Here is a 13,377-nt window from a genome sequence, read left to right on the forward strand (position 1 = left end):
GGGCGTCAACTCTTACCGCCCAAGGTTACCCGCTGGCACGCATCCGTCGCGGTCGTCGTCAGCAGGCGAGCCGATGCGTCGCCCGCCGAGCGCCCCGGGGCGCCCCTGATCGAGTGCCTGGTCAGCCCTCGAAGCCGGTGAGGCCACGTTCGGTGAGCTTCACCGCGAGCTGGAAGCGCGTCTCGACGCCGCACTCCTCCATGAGCGCCGCGACGCGGCGTCGCACCGTCCGCAGGCTGACGCCGAGCGCCCGCGCGATCGCCTCGTCCTTCAACCCGGCCTGCATGAGTTCGACGAGACGCTCCGACGTCGGTTCCGCGCCGTCGTCGACGCCGGAGGCGGCCGCCCACATCCGGTCGAACAATTCGACGAACGCACGCACGACGACGGCGTCACGCAGCACGACGTACCGCCCACCCTCGCCGCCCCAATCGGTGTTGGCGATGACGGCATCCGTTCCATAGCAGACGAACTCGTTCGGGATGTGCGTCGCGAGGCGCTGCTCCTCGCCCAGGTTCGCCCACTCGACGACGTCGAGGCTGCGCGTGCTCGCGGCGTCGAACTCGTGCAGGCCACGCAGCAGGCGCCCGTCGGCGACGAGGCGCGCGAGCACCGGCTGCTCCCCGGCGCTGACGGCGAGCGCGTCGGTGTGCGTGAACCGGATCGGGCCCGAGGTCGATGCCGCCAGGTGCTCCATGACGTCACCGAGCCCGTCGATCTCGACGTACTCGCGACCCGCCTCGGCGGGGTCGGCCTGCTCCTGGCCCGCACGGTGGTCGCCTGCGAAACCATCGATGGCGTCGCGCAGGCGGGCGAGGTCGCGGCGTCGCTCGGCGAGACGCGCCTCCTCGGCCGACAGGACGCGTTCGAGCCCGGCGCGCGGATGATCGGCGGAGGGACGACCGTCCTCGGTTATGCGCACGAGACGCAGCGCGCGCAACTGTTCAGCCGCTGCCTCGACGTCACCGACGGGCGTGTTGAGCCGCGAGGCGTACACACCGAACGGTCGCGCCTGGTCACGCAGCACCTGGCGGTAGAGCTGTTCGGCGAGGTCGTCGATGCCGAGGACGGCGAGAGGATTCACGCCGTCAGGCTAGCGCGCCGTGGCCGCCAGATGACATGCGACGGGGGTGTGGCCCCTCCCGGCCACACCCCCGTCGCGCCCGCCCTGTTGCAGGCGGCGGACGACGCCCGACTCCCGTTCGCTCATCCCCCCAGAGATACCGGGCGCCGACAGCCGCGCCCCGAGAGGCACGACGATTCGACGCACCGAGTGCGAGCGCTCCCTGACCGGGCATCGTCACATCTGAGACGCCGCGATCAGGAGATCGGTTCCCTCACGCCGACATCATTTTCGGACGCGGCGCTCGAGCGCGTCTCAGACGCCCAACTCACGCGCCGCGGTGGCCGAGGAGTCGCGCAGGAAGTCGGCGCAGCGTCGCTGCTCGTCGACCTCACCGATCTCGCCGGCGGCCTTGCTCAGCGCGGCGAGTGCGCGCAGGAAACCGCGGTTCGGCTCGTGCTCCCACGGAACGGGCCCCTGGCCCTTCCACCCGGCGCGGCGCAGGGAATCGAGGCCGCGGTGGTAGCCGGTGCGCGCGTAGGCGTACGCCTCGACAGCCTCGCCGTCACCCAGCGCGTCCTCGGCGAGCGTCGCCCACACGAGCGAACTCGCCGGGTACATGCGGGCCACGTCGCGGGCGTGGACGCCGAGGTCGAGCTTCTCGGCTGCGGGGTCGACGTCGAGCTTGGTCTCCGGAATGGCAAGAAGGTTGTCCATGCCGCCATTCAAGCATCGACACCCGACAACCCCGCCGCGGCGGGCCGGCAACACCCACGTCACACCCCTCACGCCGCCGACCGACTCCACCGAGCGTCAGGACCAACGTCCCAGCCCCTTTCATCGCTCGTGCCGCACGACGAGAATGGAGGCATGACCTTCCACGTCAGCACCGCGACCCCCTGGCAGCCCTCCCCCGGAACCGAGCTCACCGACGCGACTCTCGAGACGATCCACCGCTGGTGGCGCGCCGCCAACTACCTGTCGGTCGGGCAGATCTACCTGCTTGACAACCCCCTGCTGCGCGAGCCGCTGACGCGCGACAACGTCAAGCATCGCCTGCTCGGGCACTGGGGTACCACGCCCGGGCTCAACTTCCTCTACGCCCACCTCAACCGCGTCATCGCCGAGCGCTCTCAGCCGACGATCTACGTCACCGGCCCCGGCCACGGCGGCCCCGGCATGGTCGCCAACACCTACCTCGAGGGCACGTACTCGCAGATCTACCCGAACGTCGGGCTCGACGAGGCGGGCCTGCGCCGGCTCGTGAAGCAGTTCAGCTTCCCCGGCGGCATCCCGTCGCACGCGGCACCCGAGACGCCCGGCTCGATCCACGAGGGCGGAGAGCTGGGTTACGCCCTCAGCCACGCCTACGGGGCCGTCTTCGACAACCCCGAACTGCTCGCGTTCACCGTCATCGGTGACGGCGAGGCGGAGACGGGGCCGCTCGCGACGTCGTGGCACTCGAACAAGTTCGTCAACCCTGTCACCGACGGCGTCGTCCTGCCCGTGCTGCACCTCAACGGCTACAAGATCGCGAATCCGACGGTGCTCGCCCGCATCAGCGACGAGGAGCTCGATGCCCTCATGCGCGGCTATGGCCACACGCCGTACGTGTTCGAGGCGGGCTTCGACGACGAGGATCCGATCTCGATCCACCGCCGTTTCGCGACGCTGCTCGACGAGGTGTTCGACCACATCGCCCGCATCAAGGCCGAGGCCGCCGAAGCGGGTGCCGAGAACGCCGAGCGTCCGCACTGGCCGATGATCGTCTTCCGCACGCCGAAGGGTTGGACGGGCCCGAAGACGATCGACGGCAAGGTCGCCGAGGGTCACTGGCGCAGCCACCAGGTGCCGCTCGCCAACGCCCGCGACACCGACGAACACCTCCACGACCTCGACGCGTGGCTGCGCAGCTACCGCCCCGACGAGCTGTTCGACGAGGCCGGCCGCCCAGCCGACGACATCATGGCCCTCGCCCCCGACGGCGAGCTGCGCATGGGCGCGACGCCCTACGCCAACGGTGGCGAACTGCGCATCGCCCTCGAACTGCCCGACTTCCGCGACTTCGCCGTCGACGCGGGCCGCGACGACGAGCGCGGCACGGCGGTCGCCGAGTCGACGCGGGTGCTCGGCGAGTGGTTGCGCGCCGTCGCAGCCGCGAACCCTGAGAACTTCCGCATCTTCGGTCCGGACGAGACCGCGTCGAACCGGCTGCAGGCCGTCTACGAGACGACGAACAAGCAGTGGATGGGCGCGTACGAGCCCAACGACGCCGAAGACCCGATGGGCCGCGTCGGGCAGGTCATGGAGATGCTGTCGGAACACCAGTGCCAGGGCTGGCTCGAGGGATACCTGCTCACCGGCCGCCACGGGCTCATGTCGAGCTACGAGGCGTTCATCCACATCGTCGACTCGATGTTCAACCAGCACGCCAAGTGGCTCAAGGTGACGAACGAGATCGGCTGGCGTCGACCCATCTCGTCGCTCAACTACCTGCTGAGCTCGCACGTGTGGCGTCAGGATCACAACGGATTCAGCCACCAGGACCCCGGTTTCATCGACCACGTCGTCAACAAGAAGAGCGACGTCATCCGCGTCTACCTGCCGGCCGACGCGAACACGCTGCTGTCGACGTTCGACCACGTCCTGCGCACCGAGCAATACGTCAACGTCGTCGTCGCAGGCAAGCAGCCCAACCCCGTCTGGCTCACGATGGACGAGGCCGTCCGGCACTGCGCGCGCGGCCTGGGCATCTGGGAATGGGCCGGCACCGAGGTCGCCGGCGAGGAGCCCGACGTCGTGCTCGCCTGCGCGGGCGACATCCCGACGATCGAGGTGCTCGCCGCGGCGAAGATCCTGCGCGAACGCGTGCCGGGGCTGAAGGTGCGCGTCGTCAACGTCGTCGACCTCATGCGCCTGCAGGCCGAGAAGGAGCACCCGCACGGCCTGAGCGACCGCGAGTTCGACACGATCTTCACACCCGACAAGCCCATCGTGTTCGCCTACCACGGCTACCCGTGGCTCATCCACCGCCTCACCTACGGCCGGAGCGGCCACAGCAACCTGCACGTGCGCGGGTTCATCGAGGAGGGCACGACGACGACGCCGTTCGACATGGTGATGCGCAACGACCTCGACCGCTTCCACCTCGTCATCGACGTCCTCGACCGTGTACCCGGCCTCGGTGCACGCTGCGCGGGGCTGCGTCAGGAGATGCAGGATCTGCGCCTCGAGGCACGCGCCTACGCCTACGAGAACGGTGAGGACCTCCCCGCCGTCGCGTCGTGGGTGTGGTCCGACGCCGGCGACACCGGCACCGAAACCGGTGGCCCGCAGCAGGACACGGGCGGCGACAACGTCTGATACCTGACACGCGAACGGCCCACCCCGATCATTCGGGGCGGGCCGTTCCTCAGCGGCGGGTCAGGCGATCAGGCCTTCTTGGCGGCCTTGCTCTTGCCGGCCGAACCGAGCTCGTTGCAGGCCTGGACGACACGCTTCGCCATGCCCTCCTCGGCGGCCTTGCCCCAGGCACGCGGGTCGTACAGCTTCTTGTTGCCGACCTCACCGTCGATCTTGAGGACGCCCTCGTAGTTGCCGAGCATCCAACCGGCGACGGGACGCGTGAATGCGTACTGCGTGTCGGTGTCGACGTTCATCTTGACGACGCCGTACGAGACGGCCTCGGCGATCTCCTCGGGCGAGCTGCCCGAACCGCCGTGGAAGACGAGGTGGAACGGCTTGTCCTCCGCCTCGGAGAACTTCGCCTTGACAGCGTCCTGCGCGTCCTTGAGGACGGACGGGCGCAGCTTGACGTTGCCCGGCTTGTAGACGCCGTGCACGTTGCCGAACGTCAGGGCCGTCATGTAGTACACGTCAGTGCCCGCGCCGAGCGCCTGGGCGGTCGCGATGGCGTCCTCCGGCGTCGAGTACAACTGCTCGTTGATCTCGTTGGCGACGCCGTCCTCTTCACCGCCGACGACACCGACCTCGATCTCGAGGATGATGTTCGCCTCTTTGCACTTGGCGAGAAGCTCCTGGGCGATCTCGAGGTTCTCTTCGAGCGGCACGGCCGAACCGTCCCACATGTGCGATTGGAAGAACGGCTCGCCACCGTTCTTGACGTTCTCGATCGACGCCTCGAGCAACGGACGGACGAAACCGTCGAGCTTGTCCTTCGGGCAGTGGTCGGTGTGCAGGGCGATGTTGACGTCGTACTGCTTGGCGACCTCAAGAGCGAACGCTGCCATGGCGAGCGCGCCCGCGACCATGTTCTTCTGCGTCGGGCCCGAGAAGTACTCGGCGCCACCGGTGGAGACCTGGATGATGCCGTCCGAACCGGCCTCGGCGAAGCCACGGATGGCGGCGTTCAGCGTCTGCGACGACGACACGTTGATGGCCGGGTACGCGAAGCCCTCCTTCTTCGCGCGATCGAGCATCTCGCGGTAGATCTCGGGGGTTGCGATGGGCATGTCATCACCTCTCGTGTTGGCACAACAATGACGCGTTTCGGGCGCACTTCGTGAGCGGCTGGCCCGCTTCTTCCATCCTCGCACGGGGCGTCGCGCAACGGGGCGGGCGGCGGGAGTTTGCTTCGCCCGAGTTCCGGCCGCGTCAGGCGCGGGGGTGGGCGTCGCCGGCGTCCGCGTGGTTGCTTCCGATTGCGCTCCCATGGGCGTCGCCGTCGACACGCTGGCCGAACACGTGCCGTCGGATCCACGCGTGCATCGTGACGGCGGCCGCGGCGCCCGCGTTGATCGAGCGCGTCGAACCGAACTGGGCGATGTCGAGGACGGCGTCGGCGCGTTCGAGCGCGTCGGCGCTCACACCCGGGCCCTCCTGGCCGAAGAGCAGGACGCAGTGCTCGGGCAGGTCGAACGCCTCGAGCGGGACGCTGCCCGCCACGTTGTCGATGGCGATGACGGGCAGGCGCGTGGGGTGGCCGGCGGCGTCGACGGGCCCGGCCGTGGCGGCCCAGGCGAGCAGGTCGTCGACCGTGGGGTGGTGGAACTCGTGCTGGTAGCGGTCGGTCACCATCGCGCCGCGACGGTTCCAGCGCCGCCGTCCGACGATGTGAAAAGCCTTGGCGTTGAACGCGTTCGCCGTGCGGATGACGGAGCCGATGTTGAAGTCGTGCTCCCAGTTCTCGACGGCGACGTGAAACGCATGACGCGCCGTGTCGAGCTCTTCGACGATGGCGTCGTGCCGCCAGTAGCGGAAACGATCCTCGACGTTGCGGCGGTCGCCGTGCTCGAGCAGCTCGGGGTCGTAGCGCGGGTCGAGCGAGCCGTCGGGTGTGCTCGGCCAGGCGCCCTGCCACGGTCCGACGCCGACCTCGTCCGTGCCCCCAGCGTCAGCACGGCGGTGTTGTGCGTCGCCGTCGTCGATCTGTTTCGCCCCGTCCACGTCTGCCATGGCCGTCAGCGTAGGCGGGCGCGACGAGTTCACCATCGTCCGGGTGACGCGCCGTACCTCACCCGCGCGTCTCAGCGGTTTCTTATCGCCCGCCGGTAGGCTCGGCCTCGTGATGCATGCCCTCGGCCCTCAGTTCATGGATCCGAACTACCTGCTCGCCCACTTCGGCGGCGCGTTCTTCTGGATCTCGCTCGCGATCGTCTTCATCGAATGCGGGCTCCTGTTCCCGATCCTGCCCGGCGACTCGCTGCTGTTCGCGATCGGCATGTTCACCGCGACGTCTGCCACGAGCGGCTTCGACATCCCCCTCTACGTCTCGCTGCCGGCTCTGTGCGTCGCCGCGTTCGCGGGCAACGTCGTCGGCTACGAGATCGGGCGGATCGTCGGCACCCCCCTGTACGAACGCGACGGCAGGGTGCTGAAGAAGAAGTACTTCGACCAGACGAACGCGTTCTTCGACAAGCACGGCAGCAAGGCCCTCGTCATCGGACGCTTCGTGCCCATCGTCCGCACGTTCATCACCGTCGTCGCGGGCGCGAGCCACATGGACCGCAAACGCTTCTTCACCTGGTCGGCCATCGGTGCCGTGCTGTGGGTGCTCGTCGTGACGTTCGCCGGGTTCTTCCTCGGCCGCGCCTTCCCGAGCCTCGGCAAGAACATCGACGCCGCCATCATGGTCGTCGTCCTCGTCAGCGTGCTGCCGATGATCTTCGAGTGGGTCAAGCACCGCAAGCGCGCCAAGGCGCTCGTCAAGGAAGCCGGCGACATCGTCGATCACAACCCTGACAACTGAAACTCGTCGCGACCACGCTGACGAAGCGAGCAACGCTGCCGCATCGAGAAACGCTGACGAACGGCGCCCGGCCCAGGCCGCGGCGCCGTTCGTGCGTGCGGTTCGTCGGACGTCGCGTCACTCCCTAGGATGAGGGCGTGGATACCCAGGCTGTTCTGACCCTGCTCCAGCAAGCCGCCGAGACCTACATCAACCCCCGTTTCGAGGCGCTCGCCTCGCACGAGGTGACCGAGAAGAACCCGGGCGACCTCGTCACCGTCGCCGACCGCGAGGCGGAGGTGTTCATCACCGCCGAACTGCAGAAGGCCTACCCTGACGCGCTGATCGTCGGCGAAGAAGCCGTCGCAGCCGACCCGAGCATCCTCGACCGCATCGAATCCGCCGACCACTGGTTCACGGTCGACCCCGTCGACGGCACGAAGAACTTCGTCCACGGCTCACCGAACCACGGCGTCATGGTCGCCGAGATGCGCGGCGGCGACATCGTCCGCAGCTGGATGTGGCAGCCGCAGCTCGGGCACGCGTACGTCGCGGAGAAGGGCAATGGCGCCTTCCTCGACGGGGTGCGCATCGAGCCGCGCGTCGTCGGCGATGCCCCGAAGGGCGTGACGTCACGTCAGACGCGCGTCGGCGAATCACTCGACGGGCTGCCGCCGCTCGGGCTGTCGTGGGTGTGCTGCGCGGTCGACTACCCCCAGATCGCCTCGGGCGGCGCGGACTACATCCTGTACGTCACGACGAAGCCGTGGGACCACGCGCCCGGCGCGCTCTTCATCCGCGAGGCGGGCGGCGTCTCCGCCTACGCCGACGGCTCGCCCTACGACCCGCGCTACGAACTGACACCCAAGCCGCTGCTCGTGACGGCCGACGCCGCCCTGCACGAGCGGTTGCGGCCGTTCGTCTGATGACGCTCTGCGCTGTCTGCATGAGTGGCGCCGATTGAGTGGGTGGCGCTGGCTGCGTGGGTGGCGTGGCCGTGTGAGCCGGCCGGCTGTCGGTTGGGAGCTGCAACCCCACCATGCGGAATTACAGCTCCCAGCGGCGCCTCTGAGGGACGAAACCCCGCCATGCCGGATCGCAACTCTGACGAGGGCATGACGAACCCGCGCCGAGCGTCGGTCAGGCAGTCTGCGTCGGTCAGGTGGTGAGCGTCGGTCAGGCGTTGCGCTTCAGGTGCTGGTAGCTCGCGATCAGTCGCTCGCGCCACCACTGCCGGCGCTCGGGGCTCGCGCGGTGCCGCTCGACGCACGTCGGGTCGAGGTGGCGCGCGGCGGCGGCGCGAGCTACGTCGATCGTCCCGTCACGAGGGACGAGGGGGTCGGCGATGACGTCGCCGTCGAGCAGGTTGATCGTGCCGAGGCCGCACGCGTGATCGAGCTCGGGCAGAGCAGCCGCGAGCGCCACGCCGGCCGCCATCCCGGGGCTCGAATCGAGCGCCGAACTGACGACCATCGGGAGGCCTGTTTCGTCTGCGATGCGCAGCGCCGCGCGCACTCCCCCGAGCGGCGCGACCTTGACGATCGCAAGATCAGCGGCCTCGAGCTCGACGACGCGCATCGGGTCGTCGGCCTTGCGGATCGACTCGTCGGCGGCGATGAGAACGTCGATTCCGTTGCGCATGAGCGTCTTCCGCACGCGCGCCAGATCTTCGACGGGCATGACGGGCTGTTCGACATATTCGAGGTCGAACGCAGCCAGTCGTGTGATCGCGGCGACGGCCTGGTCGACATCCCATCCGCCGTTCGCGTCGAGACGCACCTTCGCGTCGGCGCCGAGGCCGTCACGGACGGCGGCGACGCGGGCGACGTCGTCGTCGAGGTTCTGGCCCCTCTCGGCCACCTTGACCTTCGCGGTGCGGCACCCGTCGAACCGGGCGAGCACCCCGGCGACGGCGTCAGCGGCAACAGCGGGGACGGTCGCGTTGACGGGCACTGTCTCGCGCACCGGCTGGGGCCACCCGGCGTGCGCCGCCTCGATCGCGGCGGCAAGCCAGCGCGACGCCTCGGCCGGCCCGTACTCGAGGAACGGCGCGAATTCGCCTGCCCCACAAGGCCCCTGAAGATAGGCACACTCGCGATGCTCCACGCCGCGAAAGCGCGTGTTGAGCGGAATCGAGACGACCTCGAACCCGTCGAGCAGCTCATCGAGCGACGGAAGGGGCAGATCAAGAGACCGCGCGTTCATGCCCCCATCGTCGCAGGAGCCTCCGCGGGCCAGGCGCCGGGACACGAACCGGCCCTACGCCGCATGCGGGCCAGGCGTCCAGCCTGGGAAATGAACTGGCCCTATGCCATCTGATGCCACGCACGCGCCGCGCGTCCCCCACTCGCGCGCAGCACCCCCGCGAATACGAGCGGCAGGGTCGAATCCCGGCGACGACGTTCGCGGGGATGTCGCTCGCGGACCTCGACGGCTCGACCGTCTTCGGCGCGACACGATCATGGTCGCAGAGCTGACGCAGCGCAGAACATGATGAACGCACCGGACGATCACGGATCGTCCGGTGCGTTCACCGTCGGCAACGCCGGTTCCAGAGCGACGACGTCGAGGCCTCAGGCGTGCGCGCCGCCCTCGATGAGCACGACGCCGACTGCGATGAGGGCCATGCCGCACCACATCACGCGAGTGATGGGCTCCTTGAAGACGAAGCGGCTGACGAGTGCCGTCAGCGCGACGCCCGCGGCGGCCCAGATGCCGTACGCGACACCGATGCCCATGCCCTCGCCCAGTGTGCGAACGAGCAGGTAGAGCGCCAGGGTGTAAGCGACCGCGACCACGGCGTAGTACCGGGCCCGCCCCTGCGCTGCGACGCGCATGAAGGCCGTGCCGATCACCTCGCTGATGACCGCACTGACGAGGAAGACGTAGCTCATGCGCGCACCTCGTTCATCGTCGCGCTCGAACCGTCCTCGGCCGGTGCTTGGGAGTCGGAGCCGACCTCGACCATGATCACGCCCCCGATGACGAGTGCGACGCCGCAACCCATCATCAGCGTGAAGGGCTCGCCGAACACCACCGTCCCGACGAATGCCGTGAGCGCCACGCCGAGAGCGCCCCAGATGCCGTAGACGACGCTGAGTGCCATGTCCCGGCGCAACAGCAACGCCAACAGGACGAAGGCGACGAGGTAGGCGATGAGCGTGAGCAGAAACCACGCGGCGTCCTGCTCCGCGCGCTTCAGCGCTGACGAGCCGATGACCTCGCACACGACCGCGCATCCGAGCATCAGGTAGTTCTTCATGCCTTCTCCTCCTACACGTTCTTGATCTTCGTGTCGGGTTCGTGTGGTGAGGGGCGTCATCGTCGACGGCGCCGATCTCCGATGTGGCGCCCATGCAGGACGTCTTCAGCATGCCCCTGGTGCGAAGACGCTGCGTGTCGCTCGCCCTGCGTCTGAGGCGCGAGGAGCTGTTCGGCGAGTGCCTGCACGCCGGAGCGGCCGTCGTCGTCGAGGGGCAAGGCGCCGCTGGCGTCGGCGAACCACACGCCGTCGGCCATGGAGCGGGCGCCCTCGAGGCGTGCCCGCGTCTGCGGGTCGAGACCTTCGGGCAGCACCACCCAGGGCTCGAAGTGCTCTTCCCAGCGGCGCGTGAGGACGTCGCGCAGGCGCGGATCGGCCATCATCGCGAGGTCTGCTTCGTCGACCTCGCCCGCGAGCATCCATCGGACGTACGCCGTCAGCCGCGGCCACGGCGACGCGGGGTCGACGTCCGCCAGGAGCTTCTCCAGTTGGCGCTTCTGGTCGTCAGCCACCCGATCGACGACCGCGAGCATGAGCGCTTCCTTCGTCTTGAAGTGGTACATCAGCCCCGGCTTCGTCAGCCCGGCCGCGTGCGCGACCGTGTCGAGTGACACCGGCTCCTGACGCCGCATCAGCGCGAGCGCCGCGTCGAGGATGACCTCACATGAACTCTGCCTCATGGGCGTTACTTTACCTTTCGGTTGGTTAAGTTTAGATGCCGCGCAGGCGGGGCTGGGCGCCGGCCTCTGCCTCTGCCTCTGCCTCTGCCTCTGCCTCTGCCTCTGCCTCTGCCTCTGCCTCTGCCTCTGCCTCGGGGGACGATGGACCAAAGCGATGAGCGCGCACCCCCGCGGGTGCGCGCTCATCGCAGATCACGTGTGGAACGCCCGGCCCGCCATGCGCGAAGGCCACCCCCACCGTGCGCGCAAATGCACCCGGGTGCATTTGCGCGCAGAGGGGCGGCGCCGGGCTTCAGCGGCAGACGGTACGGGCGACCTTGGCGGTGAAGCGCCCTGGGTTTGGTTCCGACCTCTCTGAAGGAGAATCGGACCATGCCCAAGAAGTACGACCAGCAGTTGCGTGAGCACGCAGTGCGGATGGTGCTCGACAAGCGCGCCACTGAGCGATGCTCACAGCGTGTCGCGATGGACGCTGTCGGAGCATCGCTCGGCATCGCGCCAGCCACGATCCGCAATTGGATGCCTCGCCCCGGCGAACAACCCGCCACGACGCCTGGCGCGCCAGCGCCGCGTGCGTCCCTCGAGGAAGAGAACCGGCGGTTACGCCGCGAACTCGCCGAAACGAGGCGCGCGAACGAGATCTTGAAGAAGGCGTCGGCTTTTTTCGCAGCGGAACTCGACCGCCCCACGACGAGATGATCCGGTTCATCGACGAACACAAGGATCAGTTCGGGGTCGAGCCGATCTGTCGCGTCCTTCGCGCGACAGAGTGTGGGTTCATCACTTCCCGCGGCTACCGGGCAGCGAAAGCCCGCCCGCGCTGCGCGCGAGCCATCCGCGACGAGATCCTCATCGGCGAGATGCGGCGCGTCCACCAGCAGAACTACGGCGTGTATGGCCACCGCAAAATGTGGCACGCGATGCGCCGCAAGGGCTGGATGATCGGACGCGACCAAACCGCCCGGCTCATGAAAGTCGCTGGGCTGCACGGCGTTCGCCGCGGGCGCCGCCCATTCACGACCGTCGCGTCGAAGGTGCCCGATCGCCGCCCCGACCTCGTCGAGCGTGACTTCCACGCGTCGGCACCGAACATGCTGTGGGTCGCCGACATCACGTACGTCCGCACCGTCGGTGGGTTCGCGTACACGGCGTTCATCACCGACGCGTGCACGCGCAAGATCGTGGGCTGGTCGGTCGCGTCATCGCTGACGACGCAGGCGTTGCCGATGATCGCGTTGCAGCAGGCGATCACCACGACCCCGGCGGCGCGTCAGGGCAGGCGGCTCGTGCATCACAGCGATCGAGGAGTCCAGGGCGGATTCAACTGGTCGTCGCAACACCTTGACGTGGAAGGTGTTGGCGATGGCAGCGAACGACAGGGACCAGAGCACGAGGGACGCGCCACAGGTGTTGCGGCGCCAGTGGCGTGCAGATCGAGCGTTGCGCCCACCGATGCGTTCCCCTGGGCGCCCACGCCAGTCACCTTCGCGGCGAGTCGAACGGCAGTTTTGGCGCCAGATCGCCACGGGCGTCACAACGGCGGAAGCCTCCCTCGCGGTCGGCGTGTCGTGCCCCGTCGGTGCGCGCTGGTTTCGACACGCTGGCGGCATGCCACCGATCAGCCTGGCCGAGCCGTCCGGGCGCTATCTCAGTTTCGAAGAACGTGAAGAGATCGCGATCCTGAACGCCAAAGGCGTCGGCGTGCGCGCGATCGCTCGCCAGCTGGGGCGTGATGCAGGCACGATCAGCCGTGAACTACGCCGTAACGCCGCCACCCGTAGCGGCCGAATCGAGTACCGGGCCACGGTCGCGCAGTGGAAAGCGCAAGAAGCAGCGAAACGCCCGAAGATCGCGAAGTTGGTTAGGAACGAGCGTCTACGCGACTACGTCCAAGACCGCCTTGCCGGCGGGGTCACCCATCCTGACGGCACGCCCGTGGCGGGCCCGGCCGCGCCGGCGTGGAAGGGGTTGAAGCGCCCTGGGTCTGATGGAGACTCGCGCTATTTGATTCCGATCAGCAGATTGCTGTCGTTGGGGACAGCATAGAACGCGTTCTCGAACTCGGCGGGTGGGACGTCTCCGAGGTATCCGTGGAGGCGCTGCGTGTTGTGCCAGTGCACCCAGCCGAGCGTCGCGAGCTCGAGATCCTCGACCGTCTTCCACGGTCCCGAGCGGGGGGGCCCCC

14 protein-coding genes, 1 pseudogene and 1 other annotated feature are annotated in these 13,377 nt (G+C 68.5%); of the genes and pseudogenes, 6 read left to right on the plus strand and 9 right to left on the minus strand.

Annotated features, from left to right (window positions below):
• Positions 1–121: 121 nt before the first annotated feature.
• Positions 122–1,084, minus strand: a complete 963-nt coding sequence (locus J4Z35_RS07420) for a response regulator transcription factor (RefSeq protein WP_074045691.1) — start codon at positions 1,082–1,084, stop codon at positions 122–124.
• A gap of 294 nt (positions 1,085–1,378) precedes the next feature.
• Positions 1,379–1,780, minus strand: coding sequence for a DUF3151 domain-containing protein (locus J4Z35_RS07425; RefSeq protein ID WP_006943618.1), 402 nt, complete (start codon positions 1,778–1,780; stop codon positions 1,379–1,381).
• 153 nt (positions 1,781–1,933) lie between these two features.
• Between J4Z35_RS07425 and J4Z35_RS07430 the strand changes: the two genes are divergently transcribed.
• Positions 1,934–4,426, plus strand: coding sequence for a phosphoketolase family protein (locus J4Z35_RS07430; RefSeq protein ID WP_208065468.1), 2,493 nt, complete (start codon positions 1,934–1,936; stop codon positions 4,424–4,426).
• A gap of 68 nt (positions 4,427–4,494) precedes the next feature.
• Here J4Z35_RS07430 and fbaA read toward each other — a convergent pair whose 3' ends face one another.
• Complete coding sequence (fbaA, locus tag J4Z35_RS07435) at positions 4,495–5,535, minus strand: class II fructose-bisphosphate aldolase (RefSeq protein WP_144694235.1); 1,041 nt, start codon at positions 5,533–5,535, stop codon at positions 4,495–4,497.
• Positions 5,536–5,677: 142 nt separating this feature from the next.
• Positions 5,678–6,469: a TrmH family RNA methyltransferase gene (locus J4Z35_RS07440; RefSeq protein ID WP_038571626.1), complete on the minus strand. Its 792-nt coding sequence runs from the start codon at positions 6,467–6,469 to the stop codon at positions 5,678–5,680.
• Between the two features lie 121 nt (positions 6,470–6,590).
• Here J4Z35_RS07440 and J4Z35_RS07445 point away from each other — a divergent pair, with 121 nt between their 5' ends.
• Together J4Z35_RS07445 and J4Z35_RS07450 are read left to right on the plus strand one after the other, a co-directional pair.
• Positions 6,591–7,271 carry a VTT domain-containing protein gene (locus tag J4Z35_RS07445; protein ID WP_038571631.1) on the plus strand — a complete coding sequence of 227 codons (681 nt, stop codon included), beginning with the start codon at positions 6,591–6,593 and terminating at the stop codon, positions 7,269–7,271.
• Positions 7,272–7,408: 137 nt separating this feature from the next.
• A complete protein-coding gene (locus J4Z35_RS07450) occupies positions 7,409–8,176 on the plus strand; it encodes an inositol monophosphatase (RefSeq protein WP_208065469.1) in 768 nt (255 codons plus the stop codon).
• 250 nt (positions 8,177–8,426) lie between these two features.
• On the opposite strand, the gene J4Z35_RS07455 is transcribed toward J4Z35_RS07450, so the two are convergent.
• The 4 genes from J4Z35_RS07455 to J4Z35_RS07470 form a co-directional block, all read right to left on the minus strand.
• A complete protein-coding gene (locus tag J4Z35_RS07455) occupies positions 8,427–9,455 on the minus strand; it encodes an o-succinylbenzoate synthase (protein ID WP_208065470.1) in 1,029 nt (342 codons plus the stop codon).
• A 368-nt stretch (positions 9,456–9,823) separates the two neighbouring features.
• Positions 9,824–10,144 carry an SMR family transporter gene (locus J4Z35_RS07460; protein WP_165583922.1) on the minus strand — a complete coding sequence of 107 codons (321 nt, stop codon included), beginning with the start codon at positions 10,142–10,144 and terminating at the stop codon, positions 9,824–9,826.
• Positions 10,141–10,512 (minus strand): SMR family transporter, encoded by a 372-nt coding sequence (locus J4Z35_RS07465; protein ID WP_208065471.1) that lies wholly within the window; start codon positions 10,510–10,512, stop codon positions 10,141–10,143. Before J4Z35_RS07465 ends, J4Z35_RS07460 begins: the two co-directional genes overlap by 4 nt.
• 56 nt (positions 10,513–10,568) lie before the next feature.
• On the minus strand, positions 10,569–11,192 hold the full coding sequence (locus J4Z35_RS07470; protein WP_208065472.1) for a TetR/AcrR family transcriptional regulator: 624 nt from the start codon (positions 11,190–11,192) through the stop codon (positions 10,569–10,571).
• 372 nt (positions 11,193–11,564) lie between these two features.
• Here J4Z35_RS07470 and J4Z35_RS07475 point away from each other — a divergent pair, with 372 nt between their 5' ends.
• From J4Z35_RS07475 to J4Z35_RS07485, 3 genes and pseudogenes are all read left to right on the plus strand, one after another.
• The gene (locus J4Z35_RS07475; RefSeq protein WP_208065473.1) at positions 11,565–11,891 is read left to right on the plus strand and encodes a transposase; all 327 of its coding nucleotides are present in this window, start codon (positions 11,565–11,567) and stop codon (positions 11,889–11,891) included.
• Positions 11,849–11,966, plus strand: a sequence feature (AL1L pseudoknot). It overlaps the preceding gene by 43 nt.
• On the plus strand, positions 11,888–12,859 hold the full coding sequence (locus J4Z35_RS07480) for an IS3 family transposase (protein ID WP_208065474.1): 972 nt from the start codon (positions 11,888–11,890) through the stop codon (positions 12,857–12,859). It overlaps the preceding feature by 79 nt. The genes J4Z35_RS07475 and J4Z35_RS07480 overlap by 4 nt, the downstream gene beginning before the upstream one ends.
• Positions 12,756–13,172: pseudogene (locus J4Z35_RS07485) on the plus strand (helix-turn-helix domain-containing protein); the annotation flags it as partial. The gene J4Z35_RS07480 and the pseudogene J4Z35_RS07485, both read left to right, overlap by 104 nt.
• 20 nt (positions 13,173–13,192) lie before the next feature.
• Here the strand turns inward: J4Z35_RS07485 and J4Z35_RS07490 are convergent.
• On the minus strand, positions 13,193–13,377 hold a 185-nt coding region (locus J4Z35_RS07490; protein ID WP_347813541.1), incomplete at its 5' end, for an IS3 family transposase.

It is taken from the genome of Dermacoccus sp. NHGro5, assembly GCF_017565385.1.
GTDB classification, from domain to species: domain Bacteria; phylum Actinomycetota; class Actinomycetes; order Actinomycetales; family Dermatophilaceae; genus Dermacoccus; species Dermacoccus nishinomiyaensis.